Annotated in this window: 16 protein-coding genes; 5 read left to right on the top strand and 11 right to left on the bottom strand. The window is 33.0% G+C overall.

The genetic code is table 11. The features are described 5' to 3' along the window. From B3J44_RS18130 to B3J44_RS18080, 11 genes are all read right to left on the bottom strand, one after another. The coding region (locus tag B3J44_RS18130) for an alpha-amylase family glycosyl hydrolase (protein WP_286970165.1) at positions 1 to 2,315 on the bottom strand (2,315 nt) is incomplete at its 3' end. 203 nt (positions 2,316 to 2,518) lie between these two features. After that, complete coding sequence (locus tag B3J44_RS18125) at positions 2,519 to 3,814, bottom strand: HlyD family secretion protein (protein ID WP_286970163.1); 1,296 nt, start codon at positions 3,812 to 3,814, stop codon at positions 2,519 to 2,521. Positions 3,815 to 3,839: 25 nt separating this feature from the next. Beyond that, positions 3,840 to 6,029 carry a peptidase domain-containing ABC transporter gene (locus B3J44_RS18120; RefSeq protein ID WP_286970178.1) on the bottom strand — a complete coding sequence of 730 codons (2,190 nt, stop codon included), beginning with the start codon at positions 6,027 to 6,029 and terminating at the stop codon, positions 3,840 to 3,842. A 2-nt stretch (positions 6,030 to 6,031) separates the two neighbouring features. Further along, positions 6,032 to 7,621, bottom strand: coding sequence for a vitamin K epoxide reductase family protein (locus B3J44_RS18115; RefSeq protein WP_286970161.1), 1,590 nt, complete (start codon positions 7,619 to 7,621; stop codon positions 6,032 to 6,034). Then, the gene (locus tag B3J44_RS18110; RefSeq protein ID WP_286970160.1) at positions 7,618 to 9,000 is read right to left on the bottom strand and encodes a DUF6734 family protein; all 1,383 of its coding nucleotides are present in this window, start codon (positions 8,998 to 9,000) and stop codon (positions 7,618 to 7,620) included. Before B3J44_RS18110 ends, B3J44_RS18115 begins: the two co-directional genes overlap by 4 nt. A 5-nt stretch (positions 9,001 to 9,005) precedes the next feature. Further along, entirely contained in the window at positions 9,006 to 10,172 is a 1,167-nt protein-coding gene (locus tag B3J44_RS18105; protein WP_286970157.1) for a DUF6625 family protein, read from the bottom strand. A 75-nt stretch (positions 10,173 to 10,247) separates the two neighbouring features. Beyond that, positions 10,248 to 10,448: a hypothetical protein gene (locus B3J44_RS18100; RefSeq protein ID WP_198854715.1), complete on the bottom strand. Its 201-nt coding sequence runs from the start codon at positions 10,446 to 10,448 to the stop codon at positions 10,248 to 10,250. An 88-nt stretch (positions 10,449 to 10,536) separates the two neighbouring features. Further along, positions 10,537 to 10,737 (bottom strand): hypothetical protein, encoded by a 201-nt coding sequence (locus B3J44_RS18095; RefSeq protein WP_286970154.1) that lies wholly within the window; start codon positions 10,735 to 10,737, stop codon positions 10,537 to 10,539. Between the two features lie 445 nt (positions 10,738 to 11,182). Then, complete coding sequence (locus tag B3J44_RS18090; RefSeq protein WP_286970153.1) at positions 11,183 to 11,998, bottom strand: SusE domain-containing protein; 816 nt, start codon at positions 11,996 to 11,998, stop codon at positions 11,183 to 11,185. A gap of 25 nt (positions 11,999 to 12,023) precedes the next feature. After that, positions 12,024 to 13,631 (bottom strand): RagB/SusD family nutrient uptake outer membrane protein, encoded by a 1,608-nt coding sequence (locus B3J44_RS18085; RefSeq protein ID WP_198854718.1) that lies wholly within the window; start codon positions 13,629 to 13,631, stop codon positions 12,024 to 12,026. 36 nt (positions 13,632 to 13,667) lie between these two features. Then, a complete protein-coding gene (locus B3J44_RS18080; protein WP_286970152.1) occupies positions 13,668 to 16,649 on the bottom strand; it encodes a SusC/RagA family TonB-linked outer membrane protein in 2,982 nt (993 codons plus the stop codon). A 236-nt stretch (positions 16,650 to 16,885) separates the two neighbouring features. Between B3J44_RS18080 and B3J44_RS18075 the strand changes: the two genes are divergently transcribed. The 5 genes from B3J44_RS18075 to B3J44_RS18055 form a co-directional block, all read left to right on the top strand. Then, the gene (locus B3J44_RS18075; RefSeq protein ID WP_198854720.1) at positions 16,886 to 17,917 is read left to right on the top strand and encodes a LacI family DNA-binding transcriptional regulator; all 1,032 of its coding nucleotides are present in this window, start codon (positions 16,886 to 16,888) and stop codon (positions 17,915 to 17,917) included. A 174-nt stretch (positions 17,918 to 18,091) separates the two neighbouring features. Further along, complete coding sequence (locus tag B3J44_RS18070; RefSeq protein WP_198854721.1) at positions 18,092 to 19,447, top strand: MFS transporter; 1,356 nt, start codon at positions 18,092 to 18,094, stop codon at positions 19,445 to 19,447. Between the two features lie 23 nt (positions 19,448 to 19,470). Further along, entirely contained in the window at positions 19,471 to 20,127 is a 657-nt protein-coding gene (pgmB, locus tag B3J44_RS18065) for a beta-phosphoglucomutase (RefSeq protein ID WP_286970149.1), read from the top strand. A 139-nt stretch (positions 20,128 to 20,266) separates the two neighbouring features. Continuing rightward, positions 20,267 to 22,570 carry a glycoside hydrolase family 65 protein gene (locus B3J44_RS18060; protein WP_286970148.1) on the top strand — a complete coding sequence of 768 codons (2,304 nt, stop codon included), beginning with the start codon at positions 20,267 to 20,269 and terminating at the stop codon, positions 22,568 to 22,570. Between the two features lie 26 nt (positions 22,571 to 22,596). Further along, a partial coding sequence (locus tag B3J44_RS18055; protein WP_286970147.1) for a glycoside hydrolase family 97 N-terminal domain-containing protein occupies positions 22,597 to 23,727 on the top strand: 1,131 nt, incomplete at its 3' end.

Here is a 23,727-nt window from a genome sequence, read left to right as displayed (position 1 = left end):
TCATTGTATATTTTATTTCGATTTGAATCGCCAAGCCAATTTTCTGTCCATTGTGGCTGTGGTTTTGTGTCTAATTTACAATCTCCTGGAGTTGTTGTTGTTTCATCATTTACAGTTCCGTTATTACAGCTAAAAATAGAATCATCCATTCCTAATTCTCCAAAATGCCAAATCATTTTAGGTCCAGGAATTAATAAAGAAACCGCTCCAATTGCAGACATTCTAGATAAAGCCGTATTTAATGTTTTTACATTATAACTTCCGTTTGAAGCTCCATACTGTACATTTTTATACATCAAACGTTCTTCATCGTGACTTTCAGCATAACCCATTAAACGATTGGCAGTAAATCCACGGCTTGTGCTATTCATTCTATAAATGTTGCTTTCAGTCGCATATCCCATTGACAATTGATTGTATTCTTTTGTCATTTTCCCCCACATCATCACGCCTTTACTTGGTGTTTCGCTAACACGATAATTTGCCCATTGCTGTTCTTCAGCATCAGTTCCTAAGTGTTCGAAAATAGTATAATGTGTCGGGTCTAAACTCCACGAATAGTCGGCATATTTTTTCAAAACATCTACTCTATCTTGCTGATAGCTATTTGTACAACTTTCGTTTGAAGCTGTACATGCTTGTGTAAATCCTTTGGTTAAATCCCAACGGAAACCATCAATTTTATATTCTTCAATCCATTGTTTAATAACACGATTTACATAGTATTGTGTTTTTAATGATTGGTGATTAAAATCTTCACCAACACTATAAGTATGTTTTGCTACTGTATTAAAATATGGATTTTCTGTTGTAGGAGACCCGAAACCATCTCCATCAGGATCATTCATCCACATTCTTACCATAGGATTTCTTCCAAAAGCGTGATTTAATGCAACATCCAGAATTACTGCAATTCCGTTTTGGTGGCACAGATCAATAAATTCTTTTAATTTATCCGAAGTTCCATAAAACTTATCTAAAGCCATATGAAATGAAGTATTATACCCCCAACTTTCATTGCCTTCAAATTCCATTACTGGCATTAATTCAATTGCATTGATTTTTAGATTTTTAAAATAATCTATTTTATCAATTAAACTTTGATAGCTTCTTGATGCATCAAAATCACGAACCAAAACTTCATAAACGACTAATTTTTCTTTTTGAGGTTTATCAAAATTAGTCACCTTCCAATTGTAAGGGGTTTGTCCTGTTTTTAAAACTGTAACTTCAAAATTTTGTCCTGCAGGATAAACCGGCATATTCGGATATTTTGATGCAGGAATTGAAGAATCATCATAAGGCGATAAAACTAAGGTTGAATACGGATCTGCTGTTTTTACCATTGATGGTGAATTTGCAATCGGAGTTGTATCTACAACCCAATATTGGTACGTATTATTTACACCTGAGACCAAACCTGTTAATTCTAGCCAAAATTTACCCGAAGAAGGATCTTTTTTCATAGCATAAGCCGACGTTGGCTGCCAGTTATTGAAACTTCCAGCAACATAAACAAAATCTTTAAGAGGTGCGTCTAATACTAAAGTTGCTTTTGTAGCATCTGAAGCGTTATAATTAATCCCATCAACTAAGCCTGTCGGCATAACTTGAGAAACAGTATTTGGATTTACAACTACTGCAAATTTCTTTGAGACTGTGGTTGTACCTTGAGTTGCAATTAGCTCATAGCTTTGATTGCTTGTAATATTGGTATGCGTATACGAATAGCTTGAAGTACTGGCATTTGTATTTATGGTTACTCCATTAGCTTTTAAAGTATAACTGCCCGCTCCACCAGTATTTGTTGCTGCAATATTAAAACTTGAACCAGATGAAACAATTGAGGTGCTATTTTCGGCTGGAGAAGTCAAGGTAACTTGAAAAGATCCTACGCTAACAAAAAAATCAGAACATGATGGCGCCAATTTTAAGGTCTGGCTTCCATTTGCACTTCTAAATACAATTCCCATTTTTGTCGCCGCCGATTGCTGTGTAGCAGTCAACCCAAAATAAACGCTCGGTGTAATGGTAATGCTCCAAGTTCCGTTTGTTTCTTTTGTCATTAGGCCAACACCGTCATCGGCTCCCCAATTTCCTTTAACAACTTGCCAAGCATTTGCTTCGTTACCTATACCTGCATGCATATATACTTTAGTAGGACTCGTTCCCATTGTATTACATGTACTCGATGCAAATGAGGCTGTTATTTTTATCTGTTGATTAACCTGAAACACAGCTGGAGACACTGTTATCTGTTGAGCATCAGCAATAATCGACAGTAAAAAGAAAATAAAAAGTAAAGTTTTTTTCATATTTAAATAATGATTAATCAAGCAAAAAATTGAGATAATTAATAAAGGTATCTTATTAAGTCGAGAACTTAGAGACGCACTTATAAAATAGACTTACGACAACGTTGTAGTGTTTAAAACTTTATAATAAATCTCTGAAAATTATTATAAAAACAAAATTTAGTATGCTTCATTTTTTAAGTAAAAAAATCAGAACTCTATATTTATCTTTGAACTAATTTTCTAAATTGATAAAAAACACGTTCAATGAGGCGCATTTCATCAGTAATAATATCTGCAGATCCTGTCAATTCTTTATCAAATTTTATCTTTCTGCCATAGCTTGTTTGAAGTCCATTGGGCATGACTACTTCAATAAAATAATTTCCTTCTTTGTCTGCTATTGTCGACATAGACTGAACACGGCCTTCCAGCATTCCGTATTCTTGAAAAGGATAATTATCTAATTTTATTAGAACCTTTTGATTTTGCCTTATTTTACCTGTATTCTGCGACGGAACTTTTAGACTACTTATATATTGCCCTTGATTTTCTGGCAATACTGTCGCAAACAAGTCACCTGCTTTTATGAGCTGATTTTCTTTCCATGAATTTTGAAATTTAAAAACTCCATCATAATTGGCTTGAAATAAATAATTCTGTTTCCAGATTCGAATGCTTTTTTTCAATTCATCTAATGCTTGAAACAAAGAAGCCAAATTAGTAACGTCTGCTTTCTTTTGAGAAATTTCACTGGCTACTACTTGTTTTTTTGCTTGTTCTATTGCTTCTCTTTGTTGAGAAATGACTGTATTTATCTGATCATAGCTTTGCTTAGCTTGTAAATTATTTGCTTTTTGAACATCTAAATCATACTTTGAAATAACTCCTTTTTCATAAAGCTGTAGCGATCTTTGATATTGAACATCGCTCAAAGAAAGCTTAACTTTTTCTAATTTTTGCTGCCCGTATAGCGATTCTAATCGGTTTTTGTTTTCTGTTTGCGAACTTTTACCCGCATTTATTTCTTCGGAATAAGGATGTAGTTTTTGGTTCAATTCGTTTTCGATATAAGCTTTATGGAATTGGCTAAATGAAGATTGAATATCTCCTAGCTGTAAATTGCTCATTTCTTGAAAAGGGAAATAAAACGCTTGATAATCTAATGGAATTGAAGACACCATTTTATCTAATTTTAAAACATCTTCAAAATTGGCAGTACTTTCTAAAATTGCAAGAACATCATCTTTTTTAACCTGAGAAGAATTAGGCATGTACAATTTTACAATTCTTGAATTGACTTTTGATTCTAATCGTTCTGGCGGATAATTAGATGTTACCATTGCTTTTGCGGGTATTACATCTGGATATTTAATAAACCAGCTTCCAATAATAAATAAGAGTATCACTCCAAATACAATAGAAATACCATAACGAACAATCCATGCTGGAGGATTTGACAATACTTCCTGCACAGCCTCAGAACGCAACTCTAAATCATCTAAAACTTTTGATGCCATTTTGTTATCTTATATTAACAGGGAACTAGTTCCCTAATTCTAATTGATTTTTCACTAATTCGTAATAATTTCTTTGAGCAAGTACGAGCTCTTTGTGTGTGCCTATTTCGACTATCCTTCCTTTTTCTAAAACTACAATCTGGTCTGCGTTTTTTACAGTCGATAAGCGATGAGCGATAATTACTGCTGTTTTCCCAACCAAAAACTGATTTAGATTTTCCATAATTATCTTCTCATTATTAGCATCTAGCGAAGAAGTGGCTTCATCAAAAAACAAATAATCAGGGTTTTTATAAACTGCTCTTGCAATCAAAAGCCTTTGTTTCTGTCCGCCCGAAATTCCAGTTCCTTCATTTCCTATTTTAGTATTGTAAGAAAGCGGAAGAGACTCAATAAACTCTTTGATATTGGCAGTTTCAATAGCATGCAGTAATTTTTTCTTGTCGATATAATCTTCTCCAACCGCTATATTATTTGCAATTGTATCATTAAAAATGAATCCATCCTGCATTACAACACCACATTTTCCTCTCCAGGCACTTGGAGAAATAGTACTAAACTTCATATTCCCCAAAACGATTTCTCCTGCATTTGGCTCATAAAATTTCATCAAAAGCTTTAGTAAAGTTGTTTTTCCGCTGCCGCTTGTTCCTACTATTGCGGTTGTTTTTTGCTTTGGTATTAACAGATTTAAATTTTCTAGAACACAATCCTGACTTCCTGTATACTTAAAAGATATATTTTTTACAAAAACATCAGAATGTGATAAATCGTGATTTTTAGGATTAAGAGCATCTTCTTCATCTTCTTTATCATGAATTTCGCCTAATCGTTCTAAACTTATTTTAGCATCTTGAAGAGATCTCACAAAACCTACCATCTGCATTAAAGGGCTGTTTAATTGTCCGATAATATATTGTACAGACAGCATCATCCCGAGAGTTAAATCTCCTTTAACCACAAGGGTTGCAGAAAAAAAAGTAATTAATAAATCTTTTAAGTGATTAATAAAATTTGACCCAACAGATTGCCATTGCTCCAAAGTCAGGGCTTGAATATTAACTTTAAAAAGACGAATCTGAACAAACTCCCAACCCCATCGTTTTTGCTTTTCGGCATTATGCATTTTTATTTCCTGCATTCCGTTTATAAGCTCGATTACTTTAGATTGCTCGTTTGAAACCTGAGAGAAACGTTTATAATCTAGTTCTTTTCTTTTTTTCAAAAAAAACAAAATCCAGCTGAGATAAACACTACTTCCAATTAAAAAAACCAAAAACAATTGCAGATTATAAAAAGCCAGCACAAAACTAAAGACAACTAGATTTAAAAGTGAGAACATTACATTCAGCGAACTTCCTGTCAACAATTGCTCAATTCTTCTATTGTCTGCTATTCGCTGCATAATATCTCCAGTCATTCGACTATCAAAATAGCTAATCGGCAATTTCATCAGTTTAATAAAAAAATCAGAAACCAATGAAATATTTATTCTTGTACTCAAATGAAGCATGATCCAAGAACGCAACACTTCTATTGCTGTCTGGCCTGCAAAAAGCATTAATTGAGCTAAAAGTATTAGATATATAAAGTTCAAATCTTGAGTCTGAATCCCGACATCGACAATACTTTGAGTAAGAAACGGAAACAGCAATGAAAACAAACTCGCCGCAGCCAATCCTATAATTAACTGAATTACTAGGCCTTTGTAACGAAACAAATATTTTGTCAGATAACTAAAGCTCCTTTTGGAGTTTTCATCGTCCCATTCGTTTTTATAAAATTCTGGAGTTGTTTCTAAAAAAAGAGCAACTCCTTCTTCTGTTTTTTCGTGTGCATTTTTACCAATCCAAAACTTGATAAATTCTTCTTTAGAATAAATAATTAAACCGTGACTTGGGTCTGAGACATAAACTTTGTCGTTTTTTATTTTGTAAACCACAACAAAATGCTGACTATTCCAATGCACAATACAAGGCAAAGGCATTTCGTTTTGGAGAGTTTCAAAATTAGTTTTTAGCCCAAGCGTCCTAAAACCTAAAGCTTCTCCTGCATCGCTCAAACCTAAAAGACTACTGCCTTCTCGAGTGGTTTCAGAAAGGTTTCGTATTTGTTGCAGTTCAATTACTTTTCCATAATATTTTGCAATAATACGTAAGCAGGTTGGGCCGCAATCTTTAGTGTCGGGCTGTTTGTAGAAAGGGAAAGAGGTAATTTTCAAAATACGGCGATTTTTTCTTCTATTAGATTATCAATAAAAAAATTGAGCTCGTGAGCTTCATATTCTTTAGGCAGTAATTGCCCATTTACGAGAATTGCTGGTGTATAAAAAATCTTGTTTTCAAGACACCATTGGTATTGCGATTGTATTTGTGCTATTCCGATTTCAGAATAGTTGTCTTGCCATTTCAATTTCCATTGTTCAAAATCCAATCGATCGATATGCCATTCATTCAATGATAAAACCGCTTTGTTGTATTCTCCTTTTAGATAATAAGCAATTGCCTGTTTATAGATAATGTTATATGGATTCTGTAAATTCTCGACATTTATATTAAAGACAAGTTTTACCTTTAAGTAGTCTGGATTTTTGGCTTGCAGTTTTACTAGTTTTTCATAAACTTTATGACAATGCATACAAGACGCACTAAGAACTGCATTGATTGTAATTGGAGCATTTTCTTTTCCAATCACAATGGCTTGTAATTTTTCTAGAACGAGTTCTTCTACACTATTTTCACCATCAATCAAGGCTTTAAAAACAGGATATTTTCTTTTAAGCTGATTGTATTTTAACTCTATCATATTATTGGTCAAATTGTTTTTTATAAGTCTTTTAATTTCCAGAAAAAGAAAACTTATATAAATCAAAGCAAACAAAAACACAACAGCATTTTTAGCTTCAGCAAAATTTGGATTGACGCTAAAACCATAATTTAAGACCATCAAAACCTGAATTACCAATACAAGCAAGATTCCTAAACACAATATGCACCATTTTTTAACAATAAAACTTTGTACATAAGCAGAATACAACATTACCGGAATACTAAAAAAAGCTAAACAGCTATAAATAAAAATATAGTCTTGAAATTCGGTAAAAATTGAAAAAACAGTCAATCCTAAAAAGTATATTAGAGAAAGATCTGTCAATTTCAAACCTCCTAAAATTTTTGCTTTTTTTGAATGAAGGACTTCTTTACAACTTGTTTTTTTAGTAGCATAGCATATTTTTGAAATTGCAGTGTCATGAAATCCTAAATCTTCTCTAACTAAAAAAATACTAATTGTCAATCCTAAAAATGATGCTATAAAGTATCCTATTGATAAAAAAGGACTTATTATATTGTTAGTATAAACTTGAAAAAAAGCAAAACCGATTGTGACCAATAAAAACAAAGGAATGCTCTTAAAAAGAATATTTTTCTCTACGTTTTCAGCATTTTCATTTTCTTCAATAGCTACAATCATTCCGTTCCATCCTGCTAAATATTCGCTTCTGGAAAGTTTTTGAACAAAGCCATTTGCAAACTGGATCTCAAAATCTTGCCCGATTTTTTTTGTATAAACAATTTCATTTCCTGTATACGTGCAAAAAATAGAAATAAATGTATCTGGCAGATTTGGCAACTCGCTTTGATCAATTCTAGCTGCCACATTTTCGATATCATAATAATTGAACACATCAACCATAGCAATTAAGCTTGGATAATCTGGATGCGCTTCTAATTCGAGTAAAAATTTTTCTCCAAGATGACTATACTTATGCTCATGAAGGTATTTTTTTAGATAAAAAAAGTCTATCATTTTGATGAAATTAAATCTGGTTCTTCAATCATTGCTTTCAAAAAAAGTACTTTCTCTGCTAAAAAGAATCTAATTCTGTTCTGGATCAGTTCTATAAAATCGTTTTTTCCCTGCTCATCTACATCTTCTTCCAAATATGCCGTCATGTTGCGAATAAGTTGTTTATAAAGAATAGGCTCGGCAAGTTCTTCTAGAACCAATTCGTCAATTTCATCTATACTTAAACGTGATATTTTTTGATCTAATTCTGGCAGTACTACATATCTAACATTTTCATTTAATTGCTCATCAAAAAAATCAGTAATTTCTGTTTCAGATAATTTCGATAATTCAAAAGGTTTATCATTAGCAATTAAAAAATCAAATTCCTGTGGAAACTCCAAAGACATAAAATTTCTTCCTACTAAATATTCGTTTGTAAATTCTTGTTTTACATCTAAAGCATTTTTAAGCTTAAAATCATTTTTCAAATTCTGGTTTTTAGAATGATCAAATGACATATTATATTGTGAAAAATTAAAAGGGAACAATTTTCTCAATCGCTCAAAATACTCTGGATATTCTTTAATGACATAAGTCTCTAAACTACTGCAAATACGCACGCTTTTTTTGTATGTACCTAATAAATGCAAATAGCTTTTTTGGTTTGGCACTTTATCAAAATCTCCAAATCCGATATAGTTACTATCATTTGGGGTATCAGCAAACAAGCAATTAACTTTTTTTGAAGACTCTTTTACCATATTGTAAAACAATACTTGCTCAAAAAAAATATTAAAATTAAATCCGTTAATAGAATTCCAAACCAATTTATTTTTATCTACAAACTCTGATGAAATCGCTGCATATTTCTTGAAATATTCATAATTACGCCCTCCGATTATACCCATATTATAAGCGTAATTGTTATGATTATTGATGTAATCTTTCATCTCTTCTGGAACATATACTAAATGAGGATAGATGTCTTTCCACATTTCTGCATAATATTCTGTAGTAACTTCTAGATTTTGGGCAATAAATTCTCCGTTCAACAATTCATCTGAGAATTCTTTCCAAATAAATACATCTCCATCGATATGCAAAAAAGGCTCGTCTTGAAGACTATAAGTCTTAATTTTAGGCATTGCCCAAAGACTTTTATGATAATGATTGAGCTCATCTAAAACAACATGAACTTTATGATAGGGCAACTGAAGCTGATTAATCAATATTTCATACCCTTTTTGATCGGTATATAACTCTACCTTATAAAATTTAGCTAATTGATTTGCACTTAATATCCAGCTTAACCAATTGTGCGCTTCAGAAAGCCATCCGTAACTTTCAGCTAATGGATTGTCTAGATTTTGTGACCAAAATGATTGAATTATTTTCATTGATTTTATAATTTGGAGTATTTAATTAAGTTTCCATCAAGAAATACTTGCGAGAAACTATTTTTTTCATGTCTATAATAATGCTTGGTTTGTGTATTGAAAAAATACTTAGAATGAAAAATCATCTGAGTCAAATCAAACTGATTCTCCAGATTTTCATAACATAAATAATTTTGCTGTTTGGCATTTTTTCCAATAAAAACAGTCCGATTCATGTAAGAATATTGTCCTTTTTCTAAATTTCGCAATGCTGTAACATTTAACTTTTTGGACCAAAACATGTCTGTTTTAAAAAGAAAATTTTTAAAATTTGGATTTATATGATCTGTCCATTTAGCAAAAAAAATGTTTGAACTTTTTCTGACGTTGTATTTATCAATATAATAGGACTTGGGTATTTTCTTCCATCTTTTTTGAACGGCAAAAATGTTATTCTTATAACTGCTAAAATGATAGAGTAAAACCTCATACTCATTTTTATAGCTCAAAATTCCATTGTCCCATTTTATTTTTCCAGGTGTGCCCTCAATAATAAACAAATCAAAATGCACTCTAATATTGTTTTGTTCTTTTACTAAAACATGATGAATACTTTCTGTTTCTGTAGGCACATCAAGAATATTTATTCCTGAAATTACTTCATCATAAGCTCCACCGCATTCATCAAAACAATAATTGTCATTGGATGTAAAAATGAATTTATAGTCTTTACTTTTTTCAAATAGATAATTGACAATAGAATTATTTCTAAACAGTAAAAAATAACCCGACGGAAAAGAATCTTTAACCGAAATGACATCAAAATTATCCAGTAGCTCTTCGGTCATAAATTCTCTAATTCTTCCAAAAACCAAATCGATATCGCAAACGCCCCAAAAGTCATATCCAGAAATTTGATCTTGAAAGATGACACCAAATGCTGGTTTAAAATCACAAATTTTATAAGCGCTAGAGATTTGAATATCAAGATTGAGTTTTTGTGAAGCTAAAGAATTGAAATCCGCCAATGTAAATTTTATAATTTTTACATTCTTCGGAATTTCTCTTTCTTCTTCATCATCAGAAAAAATAACAAAATCGATACTTGGATTAGTCTCACAAGACTTTAGAAAAAAATCAAAATACCAAGGAAGCTTTCCTAAGTAACAGTTTAGTAATATTATTTTATTCATTTTCTCGAGCTAAAAAAACAGACTATACTATAAGATTACTTATAGCATAGTCTTTTTATAAAATTTAAAGAATGCTTAGTAGCAAATTCCTGTATAAATGTCTCCTGGATATTGTGGTTTTGGAACACATTTTAAAGTTGGTGCGCAATTAAAAATACCATGGTTTACATAGCAGAAACTTCCTGCTGGAGATCCACATCCAGATCCTCCTTGAATCATTCTCATTTCGTCTCTTTTTAAACCTTCAGTAATATTTTTTAAACTAATCTTTTTCATTTTTAATAAATTTTAATGTTTTACTTGTCTACTCATTAGCTTTTCGACTTCCGCTTTTTGGTTATTGTTTGAAATGCATTTTTATAGCTTAAGAGCAAACTGCAGTAAATGTATCTCCTGGAAATAGTGGTTTAGGAATACATTTTAAAGAAGCAGCACAATTAAACACTGGACTATTAGGAATACAAGAACTGCCCAGACCAGCGCCGCATCCGCAGCCACCTTTTATCATTCGCATTTCTTCTCTTTTCATTCCCTCATTAATACTTTTTAAATTAATTTTTTTCATTATTAATAAGTTAAACTAGCCTACTCGTAAGCTTTTCGGCTTCCGCTTTTTGGGTGTTCCAAAATCATCTTTTAGTGACATCAATTTCAGGCTCGGTCTTAGGTTGCGCAACCTGTATTTAAGAGTCTTTTAATTTGCATTTGCAACTACAAACTAATCAGACTAATAAATCAAAAAAATGGGGATTTTTAGCAGTAAAATGCTATTGATTTTTTAAAAATATAAAAAATACCTTACCGATTAACGGTAAGGTATTTCTGAATCAAACTATAACGTTATAGTGTTAATAAATAACAATAACATTAAAAAAATAATGAAATAATTATCAGTATTTCATTTTTAACCATAAAATAATAAAAATAAAATGATTGGCTGTTTTGAGAAAATTGCATAAAAAAAGGGCTGTCTATTAAGACAGCCCTTTTAAAATATTATGATCAAAAAATTAATCTAATGTGATCGTTTTAGCACCGTTATCGATTGTTAAAACTCTTGGTCCTGTTGGTCCAGTATATTTAAAGTTACTGTCACCATCTCCAGCGTTTACTAATTCGTCATCAATAGTATAACCTAATCCAGAGTAGTAAGTATAGTTATGACTTGCATCCCAGTTACCATTACTTGTAAAGTTATTTCCTAAGAATTCTCTAAATGCTTCTCCACTTTTAAGAACAACAGTTACTTGGTAAACATCTGTTTTACCAACTACTAATGGAAACTCAGTTTCAGCATCACCATCCCAAGTCCATCCTCCAGGAGTTGCAGCACCCACTAACCAGTGAGAAGTCGCTAATGGCGTATGGTAAGGAGTTGCTTTAAAAGTATAGAAATTAGAATATTGTGCTTCTGCTCCAGTACCAACTGTAGCTTTGATGCGAATATCAACACTATTTTCTTCTTTCTCAATAAAGCCACCATTAACCAAAGCAGAATTTAATTCGGCTACAGTTAACGCTTTATAACGCTCTGTTGTTGTAGTAACTGCAACAGGTGCAGCAAAGCTTGTGCCTGCTTTTGCAATTTCGATAGTATAATTAACAACAGTAGCAGTACCACTATATTTTGCATAATCCCAAATTACTGTAGTTGCAATTTCTTTTTCATTTTCTTTACTAAGAACAATGTTAAAGTCATTTTGTGGGCTAAGTAAAACTGGAGTCCCATCAGGTGTAATTACTGGTCTTTCTTCTACATCATCTGCATTACATGACACCGCTAATACACCAATGAATGCGATTAAAATTTTATATATATTTTTCATTTTATTTATTTTTTATAAGGGTTAGTTAGTATCCTGGATTTTGTTTTAAAGTTGGGTTTGCTTGAATAGCTCTTGACGGAATAGGCATCAAATCTCTATATGAATCTGTACCGCTACCATTTTTAATTCCGCCTTTCCATTGCCAAATTTTAGATGATCCTGTGAATTTACCAAAACGAATCAAATCTGTTCTTCTGTGACATTCCCAAAATAACTCACGTCCTCTTTCATCTAAAAGAAAATCTAATGTTAATTCAGAACTTGTAATAATACCAGCGCTTGCTCTTGCTCTAATTTTATTGATATATTCCAAAGCCGTAGTCATATTTCCTGTTGATGCTCCTCTAAGCGTAGCTTCAGCATACATTAAATATACATCTGATAATCTGTACATTGGAAAATCTGTATCTGGCATATCAGGTCTTTGTGCTTTAGAACCATCAGAATTTACATTTGTAAATTTTGTAACTGCATAACCATTAGTAAACACTCCGTAATCAGCTATATCCAAAGTCTGTCCGTCAGTAAAAAATGTTCCTCTTTTATCAGAAGCTGCATTTACGTCAGGAAATAAACTAACAAACTCTGGTCTTGTTCTGATACCAGACCAACCTCCATCCATTCCTTGATCTGCACTAACCATTTTTCCTCCAATAGAAGCGTGTAAAATGAAACTCATACCTCCACCAATTGCTCTAATTGCATTTCCATCTCCAACAACAGGGAAAATAACTTCATTTTGCGCTCCATTTCTATCATTATCTGCAGAAAATAAATAGCGGTAAGGAACATTAGCAAAAGTATATGCAGAACCTGTTACAATTTCGTTACATATTGTAGCTACATCATTATATCTTTCTGTTCCTGTATAAACTTTAGAGTTTAAATAAATTTGTGCTAATAAAAATTTAGCTGCTGTTTTATCAACTCTACCATATTCATTAGATCCAGAAGCTGCTAAAGTAGCATCCATGTCTTTTAATTCTGACTCTACAAAAGCAAAAACTTCTGCTCTTGTTTTTTGTTCTGGAAAGTAATACCCAACTGGATCTTTTTCAGTTGTAATAGGCACGTTTCCAAACAAATCCATTAAATTCACATACGAAAAAGCTCTTAAAAAACGTGCTTCTGCTCTTAAAGTAGTTACTTCTGCTTTTACTTTTGCATCAAAACCTCTTTCTTCAAGTTTTTCGTCTGTACTTTGTCTTAAAAATTCATTTGCAACACTAATTTCATAAAAAGCTCTTGAAAAAATTCCGTACAAGAACTGATTACTTGGGCTCCATTTTTGTCCATTTATAGCTGGCAAACCATCATCACTCCAAGCAACAATAGCTTCATCTGTTGGAAATTCCTGAGTAACAAACATCAACCTAAGGTAACTACTGAAATCTCCTCCAAGACCTGCAATATCTGCTTGACCATCACCATCATTTCCTCCTACATATAAACCAGCATATAATTTTGCTAATACTTGTTTGTAAGATGTTGGATCTTTAAAAAAGTCATCAGAAAGAAACTCGTCATCATCCTTTGGCGTTACATCTAAGTCGCTTGTACATGAAGCAAGTGTCATACTCACTCCCAAAATCAATAGGAGAAAGTAAGATATATATTTAAATGATATTTTCATTTTGTTTATTTTTTAAATTTAATTTTCAATGTACTATTAGAAATTCGCATTTACTCCAAACAAGAATGTTCTCGCTCTTGGATAAACATTATTATCTATTCCGTTGAATTTTTCAGGATCTAAACCATTGTATTTTGTAAGTACAAAAACATTTTGAACTCCCGCTGTAAATCGTAATGAAGCTGCTTTTAGTAATGATTTATCAAATGTATATCCTAATACAATGTTGTCTAACTTAATAAAAGAAGCATCTTTTACGTAATAATTTGAGTAATTACGTTGAGTTCCATTTGAATTACTTTCAGTTGTAAAACCTGTATTGTAATAATCTTTTGTAATATTTGCTAGATCAGAATCTCTTCTTAAACCTGCTTGTAAATATCCTTTATCAGAACTTACGTTATCAAAAATATAATTTCCTAAACTAGCTCTCCAGTTCATTGTAAAATCGAATTTTTTGTAATTCAAAGTAGAGTACAATCCAAAAGTATAATCTGCTGTTGGCTTATGATATTTATAACGGTCAGCATCTGTAATTACACCATCACCATTTCTATCTGCGTAAGCCCCTTGAATAGGTCTTTTGTTTGCATCGTATAATTGCTCAAATACAAAGAATGAATTTGGAGCATAACCTTCAGAGTGAATTAACACTTGGTTACCAGTACCTCCGGCAATTACATCTCCGGTGATATATCCCTGAAATCCTGGAGCTGTTACCCCTAAGTCAGAAATTTTTTGATCAATGTAAGTTACGTTGGCAGCAACATTCCATGTTAATTTATCATTTTTAATAATATCCGATTGAAGGCTAAATTCAACCCCTTTAGTTCTAACGCTTCCAATGTTGCTATATCCTTGGTTACGAATGTTTGCTCCATCTGGAACTGGGATATCTGCTAATAAATCACTAGATTTTTTATCAAAATAGTTAATAGAACCTGTCAATCTTTCTTTAAAGAAACCAAAATCAACACCAATGTTCATCTCGGCCAAATCTTCCCATTTAATATTCTCATTGTATCCTTCTGGTCTTGCTGCTTTGTAAATAACACCATCAAATAGATACTGCGTATTAATCGTTCCAAAAGTTACCCTTCTTAAGAAATCATATGCAGGTGGAATATCTTGCTGACCAGTAGTTCCGTATCCAACTCTTAATTTTAAACTAGATAATGTTTCATTATCTTTTAAGAATGACTCTTCAGCTACATTCCATGCAAAAGCACCTCCGGCGAAGTTACCCCATCTATTTTCTTTAGAGAAACGTGAAGTCCCATCTCTTCTGTAATTAACAGTTAATAAATATCTACTGTCATATCCTAAATTCACACGCCCAAAATACGATTGCAAATTGATGTCTGGATCAGTTGTAACGTCTGCTGGTGGATTTGGTTGTTTGATATCTCCAGAATTAAATCCTTCTCTCTGGAATAATTGATAGTTATAACCAGCTGTTGCATCAATTTTAAACTTACCGATATCTTTAGTATAGTTAAAGTATGTGTTTAAGTTTTTGTTCTGACGATTATCTGTATAGTGAGTATAGCCTCCTAAGTTTACCCAATTACCTTTATCAAATGAATTAGGCTGATATCCTAAAATACTTTCAGTACTTATTGCATTGTACCCATCACTGTCAAATTTATCGATACCTGCTTCGGCAACGATTCTTAAATCTTCGAAGAAATGGAATTTATAGTCTAATCTAATATTACCCCATTTTCTTGTAGAAGTTGCTCTTCTATCTTCTTGATTTAATCTTGCCACAGGGTTTCTTGCTGGCAATAACGGTACATTTCCATTTCCTTCCAACCACTCGAAGTATCCTCCGTAACGAGAACCTGCTTGATAAACTGGTTGTGTTGGATCAAATATGATTGCACTACTAATTACTGCTCCTTCATTTTGGAATTGATTTTTTCCAAAAGCTAAATTTCCTGTAATATCTATTTTTAAATGATTATCAAATAAAACTGGATTTAACGATAACGATGTCGTAGTTCTCTCAAAAGAAGTATTTCTTAAAATTCCAGGATTATCAACATTTCCAACAGATAAACGTGCTGGTAATTTATTAAATAAAGAACCGCTTACAGATATATTATTGTTGGTTGTAAGAGCAGTATGAAAAATTTCATCTTGCCAATTTGTGTTTGCTGTACCCAATAAAGCTTTTTGAGCTGAAGTACCATTTGCATTTACAATAGCACGATATTCATCTGCACTCATCACATCAACAGTGTTAGCAACAGTATTGATACCAACTTGAGAGCTAAAGTTTACTTTTACGCCACCTTTAGTTCCTTTTTTAGTAGTAATTACGATTACACCATTTGCGGCACGAGAACCGTAAATTGCTGCTGCAGATGCATCTTTCAAAACAGTAAATGATTCGATATCACTAGGATCTATTGTAGACAATATACTAGTTGCTCCACTAGGAACTGCATTACTCATTGGAAGTCCATCAATTACAATTAATGGCTCATTAGAAGCACTTAATGAAGATCCTCCACGAATTCTAATATCAGCTTTTGCTCCTGGAGCTCCACCCCCAACTACATTAACACCAGCAATACGTCCGCTGATTAATGTTTCTGGAGTTACGTTAATCCCTTTATTAAAATCTTTTGCTGCAATTTGAGAAACAGATCCTGTTGCATCTTTTTTCTTCACAGTACCGTAACCAACTTGTACCACAACTTCTTTAAGCTGATTAGTATCTTCTTCTAAAGAAATGTTAAGTGTTTTTTGACCATTGTAGTCAATTGTTTCGGTTTTGTATCCAATAAAAGAAACAACGATTTTGTTACCGTTTTTAACATTTGACAGCTGGTAATTTCCATCAAATCCAGTTGATGCACCATTTGGAGCACCTTGTACATTTACATTTACTCCTGGGATTGGCTGACCAGTTGTTTTGTCAACAACAGTCCCTTTTAAAGTGTTCTGAGCCAACACTGTAAAAGGCAACAATAGGAATAAAAATAACAACTTTTTGTAAATTGTTTTCATACTTTTTGTTTAAATTAGTTTTGAGTTTTTGAATGTTAGTTAAGTTTTTAATTTTACTTCGAATTCCAAAATTATGAATTTATTAACATGCTCGACAGGAGGCTATTTTTATTGCTTTACGAAAACGTGGTAGTGTTGAAAACTTTCTATTTTTTGTAATCTTTTAGCGTTAAAATTGCAAATACCAAAAATATTATACACCTTTATTACTAATTAGATTTTTTTCAACTAACCTCATGAAACGTAAAATAACCCTCAAACAGATTGCAAAGGAGCTTGACGTGTCTATCTCAACTGTCTCAAAATCACTAAGAAACAGTCTCGAAATTGGAGAAGAAACACGACTGAAAGTGCAGGCTTTTGCGAAGTTTTACAACTACAAACCAAACAATATTGCTCTAAGTTTAAAAAACCGAAAAACGAAGAGTATCGGGATTATTATTCCAGAAATTGTACACTACTTTTTCTCAACTGTTATCAATGGTGTAGAGCAGGTTGCAAACGAACACGGATACAGTGTAGTCATCTGTGTATCAGATGATTCTTTTGATAAAGAAGTTCTAAACATGGAAATGTTAGCCAATGGAAGTATCGATGGTTTTATCATGTCTCTTTCTAAAGAAACACAGTTTAAAGGAGACTTTCATCATATTACCGAAGTTATCAATCAAGGGATGCCTGTAGTAATGTTTGATCGTGTTACTAATGATATTTTATGCGATAAAGTAATTATTGATGATAAATCGGCTGCTTATGAAGCAGTTCAAAGCTTAATCGACAATGGCCGCAAAAAGATTGCTCTAGTTACTACAGTCGATTATGTAAGCGTTGGAAAATTGAGAACCGATGGCTACGAAAAAGCTTTATTAGATAATGGATTACCCTTTAATGAAGACTTAATCATCAAAATTGAAGATGTAGAAACTTGCGAAATAACCATCAGTCAGCTTTTGCACGAAAGAGCTTTTGATGCTGTTTTTGCTGTAAATGAGCTTTTTGCCGTAACAATTATAAAAACGGCTAATAAAATGGGGCTTAAAGTTCCTGAAGATTTAGCAGTAATTGCATTTACTGACGGAATTATTTCAAAATATTCTACCCCAACAATTACAACCGTTAGTCAAAGTGGTGAAAAAATGGGCAACAAAGCAGCTAAAATGCTTATCGAAAGACTTGAGGCCGAAGAAGATGACGACGAAGAACATACTGAAAACTATACCACAGAAGTCATAGAAACTCATTTAATAAAAAGAGAATCTACTGACTAAAAAACTTAAAATCAACACTTTCTAAAGCCATAAAAAATATTTATGGCTTTTTTATTAGCATAAATAAAAAAATAATTTATAATTTTACGCCCATCAAGGCTTTTAGTTTTACTTCGAAAAGAACAAAGTTTTGATAAGCAAGGCGCTTATCGTATAATTTTTCAAATTACGATAATGGAAAAGCGTAAATTAAGTTTCTGGGAAATCTGGAATATGAGTTTCGGTTTCTTAGGAATCCAAATGGGGTTTGCACTTCAAAATGCAAATGCCAGCAGAATTCTTCAAATTTTTGGTGCCGACGTACATGAACTTTCGTGGTTCTGGATTATTGCTCCTCTTATGGGATTAATAGTACAGCCCATCATTGGTCATTACAGTGACAAAACTTGGGGAAAATTCGGCAGACGAAAACCTTTCTTTTTAGTGGGAGCCGTTTTAGCTTCGGTAGGATTAATTCTAATGCCACAAGCTAATATTTTCATTTCTGTACTTCCTGCTTTATGGGTTGGAGCCGGAATGTTAATGATAATGGATGCTTCTTTCAACATTGCCATGGAGCCTTTTCGTGCACTTGTTGGAGATAATTTAAGAACAGATCAGCGTACTGCAGGATTTAGTATTCAAACCTCATTAATTGGTTTTGGAGCCGTGATTGGTTCAGCACTTCCATACATTTTAACGAAATATTTTGGTGTACCAAACAGCACTGTTCCGGGAAGTGTTCCGTTGAATTTGACTTTGTCGTTTATCATTGGTGCAGCGGTTTTAATTGGTTCAATCTTAGTGACCTTATTTACAACCAAAGAATATTCACCAGAAGAACTGGCAAAATTTGAAGATCCTCAAAATGAAGTGATTGTTGATTCTGAGGAAAAATCAAAAATTACAGACATCTTTACTGATTTTGCAAAAATGCCAGTAACAATGCGTCAGCTTAGCTGGGTACAATTTTTCTCTTGGTTCGGATTATTCGGAATGTGGGTTTTTACAACTCCAGCAATTGCACATCATATTTACGGTTTGCCTTTAGAAGATACTTCAAGCCAGCAATATCAAGATGCTGGAGACTGGGTTGGAATTCTATTCGGTGTTTACAACTTAGTTTCTGCCATTGTTGCTTTATTTTTCTTGCCATACATCGCTAAAAAAATCGGTCGAAAAGCAACACATTCACTTTCATTAATCATTGGAGGAATTGGTTTAATCTCAATTTATTTCATGCCAAATGAAGACTGGGTTGTATTGCCAATGATTTTAATTGGAGTTGCCTGGGCAAGTATTTTGGCTATGCCATATGCAATTCTTGCAGGATCTATCACGCCGAAAAAAATGGGAGTTTACATGGGAATCTTCAACTTCTTTGTTGTTATTCCGCAAATTGTAAATGCATTAATTGGTGGCCCAATCGTAAAATATCTTTATAACGGAGATGCCATTTATGCTTTAGTTACAAGCGGAGTTAGTTTCTTAATCGCTGCAGCTTTAGTTTTTAAAGTAAAAGACGTAGACGACGTTTCTCAAAAATCATAATTAAGAATAATTTTTTCACTAAAATGAATAAAAAAGCATTTATATTCGACTTGGACGGTGTAATCGTTGACACCGCTAAATATCACTTTTTGGCGTGGCAAAAAATCGCTCAGTCATTAAATATAAATTTTACGCATGAAGACAATGAACTTTTAAAAGGCGTGAGCCGTGTTCGTTCTTTAGACATTATACTTGGATTAGGCAATGTTCAAGCTTCTCAGGAAGACAAAGACAAATGGCTAGTTCAAAAAAACGAAGATTATTTATCTTATTTAGTTCACATGGATGAAAGTGAGGTTCTTCCAGGAGTTTTAAAAATTCTACAACTATTAAAAGAGAAAAATCAAGGAATTGCATTGGGCTCTGCCAGCAAAAATGCAAGACCAATTTTAGAAAAAACTGGAGTTCTATCTTACTTCGATGTTATTGTTGACGGAAATGATGTTACCAATGCAAAACCAGATCCAGAAGTATTCTTAAAAGCGGCTCAATTATTACATATTGATCCAAAAAATTCAATTGTATTTGAAGATTCTGTTGCCGGAATTCAAGCGGCAAATATTGCAGAAATGGTAAGTGTTGGAATTGGTGAGGAAACAATTTTACATGAAGCTGATCATATTTTTAAAGATTTTACCCAAATCACAACAAGCTTTATTGAAGAGCTAATTGATAATTAGAAAATGTGTCAATGAGATAATGATCTCACCGACAGATATTCTAATACCTCAATTACTCAAATGAATGTAAAAAAGTTAATAAGAACCAAGGCAATTATCTAATTCCCTTAATTGCCGTATTTTCTAATTTAAAGAAAAAATGAATCAAGATTATATAAAACCAGACAATTGGTCCATAATAGAAGAAGGATTTGATGTCGAAAGAGTAAAATCGTCTGAAAGTCTTTTTAGTATCGGAAATGGTGCTATGGGACAACGTGCGAATTTTGAAGAAACATATTCTGGAGAAACTTTCCAAGGAAGTTATATTGCAGGGATTTATTACCCAGACAAAACAAAAGTGGGCTGGTGGAAAAACGGTTATCCGAAATATTTCGCTAAAGTTTTAAATGCTCCAAACTGGATTGGAATTGATATTGAAGTCAACGAAGAAAATCTTGATTTACATAATTGTAAAGAAGTTAGAAATTTCCGCAGAGAATTGAATATGAAAGAAGGATGGTACAATCGTTCTTTTGAAGCTATTCTAAAAAACGGAACTGAAATCGCTGTAAACATTCGTCGTTTTCTTTCATTAGATTTAGACGAAGCTGGAGTTATCAAATACGATATTACGCCTTTAAATAAAGATGCAAAAATCGTTTACAAACCTTACGTTGACGCTGGTGTAACCAATGAAGATGCCAACTGGGAAGAAAAATTCTGGGAACCACTTGAAGTTAAAAAGGGAACAAACGAAGCTTTTGTAACAGCTCAGACTTACAAAACGCATTTTAAGGTTACTACTTTCATGCACAATACGATTTTTGCTAATGGCGAAAATGCAAATATTTCGCCTTCAACAATCGATTCAACGGTAGATAAAGTTCAATATACTTACGGAACTATAATTGCAAAAGGACAAACCTCAACAATTCAAAAAATTGGAGGCTATACCGTTTCTTTAAACCATGAAAATACTTTGGCTGGAGCCGAAAAAGTAATCAAATCTGCTGTTGCTTTAGGATATGATGCTTTGCTTCAAAATCAAATTGAAGCTTGGGCAAAAATCTGGGAAATGTCAGATATTACTATTGAAGGCGATGTAAAAGCACAACAAGGAATTCGTTTCAATATTTTCCAATTAAACCAAACGTATTCAGGAAAAGATTCTCGTTTAAACATTGGTCCAAAAGGATTTACCGGAGAAAAATACGGCGGATCAACTTATTGGGATACTGAGGCGTATTGTATTCCGTTTTACATGGCGACAAAAGACCAACAGGTTGCAAGAAACTTATTGACATATCGTTACAATCAATTAGACAAAGCGATTGAAAATGCTAAAGATAATTTAGGTTTCAAAAATGGCGCTGCATTGTATCCGATGGTTACGATGAATGGTGAAGAATGTCACAACGAATGGGAAATCACACATGAAGAAATCCATAGAAATGGTGCGATTGCTTTTGCGATCTACAACTATAACCGTTACACGGGAGATTACTCTTATATTCCAGAAAAAGGTCTTGAGGTTTTAATCGGGATTGCGCGTTTTTGGCACCAAAGAGCTTCTTTTTCTAAAGATAAAAACCAATATGTAATTCTTGGAGTTACAGGACCAAACGAATACGAAAACAACATCAACAATAATTTCTATACCAATTATATTGCAAAATGGTGTATTGATTTTGCTGCTGAACAAATTGAAAAAGTAGCTTCAGAATATCCTTCAGATCACAAACGCATTTTAGAAAAAGTGAGCCTTTCGGCGAATGAAATTCAAGAATGGAAAAAAGTAGCAGATGATATGTACTTTCCAATTTCTCAAGAACTTGGCATCTATTTACAGCAAGATGGTTTCTTAGACAAAGATTTAGTTCCGGTAAAAGATTTAGATAAATCACAACGCCCGATTAACCAAAAATGGTCTTGGGATCGCGTATTGCGTTCGCCTTACATCAAACAGGCTGACGTTTTACAAGGTTTTTATTTCTTCGAAGATCATTTCTCTAAAGAAGAATTAAAACGCAATTTCGAATTTTATGAGTCATTTACGGTTCACGAAAGTTCACTTTCGCCTTGCGTTCACTCGATTCAAGCTGCAGCTTTAGATAAAATGGACATGGCATATACATTTTATTTAAGAACTTCTCGTTTAGATTTGGACGATTATAATAAAGAAGTAGAAGAAGGTTGTCACATCACGTCAATGGCCGGAACTTGGATGAGTATCGTAGAAGGTTTTGGAGGAATGCGTGTTAAAAATGACCAATTACACTTCTCTCCAAAAATCCCAAAAGAATGGAACGGTTACTCTTTTAAAATTAATTTCAGAAACCAAATTTTAAAAGTAGCTGTAAATCATAACGAAACAACTTTTACTGTAGACGGCGATCAAGATTTAACAATTATCGTAAATGGAAATCCTGTAATTGCAAGTAAATTTGTACAAATAAATTAAATACAATACTCTAAAAATCAAAAAACATGAAAAACTTATTTTTCGCAAGTTTAATCTTGTTTGCTTTTAGCTCAATTGCAGAAGCACAACAATTAAAATCACCCGAAGGAAAGTTCGTAATGGAATTTTCTCTTCAAAACGACGGAACTCCAACGTACAATTTAAAATACAAAAACAAAGAAGTTGTAAAAACCAGTAAATTAGGTCTTGAACTTAAAGATGATAAAAAATCTTTATTGAACGACTTTACAATTACTGATACGAAAACCTCAACTTTTGATGAAACTTGGAAACCGGTTTGGGGAGAAGTTGATCACATCAGAAATCATTATAATGAATTGGCTGTTACTTTAAACCAAAAAGGAACAGACAGACAAATCGTAATCCGTTTCCGTTTATTTGATGATGGTTTAGGATTCAGATATGAATTTCCTGCACAAAAGAATCTTACTTACTTTGTAATCAAAGAAGAGAGATCTCAATTTGCCATGACCGGAGATCATACTGCTTTTTGGATTCCTGGAGATTATGACACTCAGGAATACGATTATACAAAATCTAAATTATCAGAAATTAGAGGTTTATCTGAGAAAGCATATACAGCAAACGTTTCTCAAAAATCTTTTTCACCAACAGGAGTTCAGACTTCTTTGATGTTAAAAACTGCTGACGGAATCTACATCAACTTACACGAAGCAGCTTTGATTGACTATTCTTGTATGCACTTAAATTTAGACGATAAAAACTTAGTTTTCGAATCTTGGTTAACACCAGATGCAAAAGGAGACAAAGGTCATATGCAAGCGCCAAATCATTCGCCTTGGAGAACGATTATTGTAAGCGACGATGCTAGAGAAATCTTAGCTTCAAAAATGACTTATAACTTAAACGATCCATCAAAAATTGACAATACTTCTTGGATTAAGCCTGTTAAATATGTTGGTGTTTGGTGGGAAATGATTACAGGGAAAAGCTCTTGGTCATACACAAACGATTACCCAACAGTTCAATTAGGTGTTACAGATTTCGCGAAAGCAAAACCAAACGGAACTCACGGTGCCAACAATGCTAACGTAAAAAAATACATTGACTTCGCTGCTGCAAATGGTTTCGATGCCGTTTTAGTTGAAGGATGGAATGAAGGCTGGGAAGACTGG

It is taken from the genome of Flavobacterium sp. UBA4854 (assembly GCF_002399805.1).
GTDB lineage: Bacteria > Bacteroidota > Bacteroidia > Flavobacteriales > Flavobacteriaceae > Flavobacterium > Flavobacterium ginsengisoli.
The sequence above is the reverse complement of the archived record's forward strand: the minus strand, read 5'-3'. Positions and strand labels throughout refer to the sequence as shown.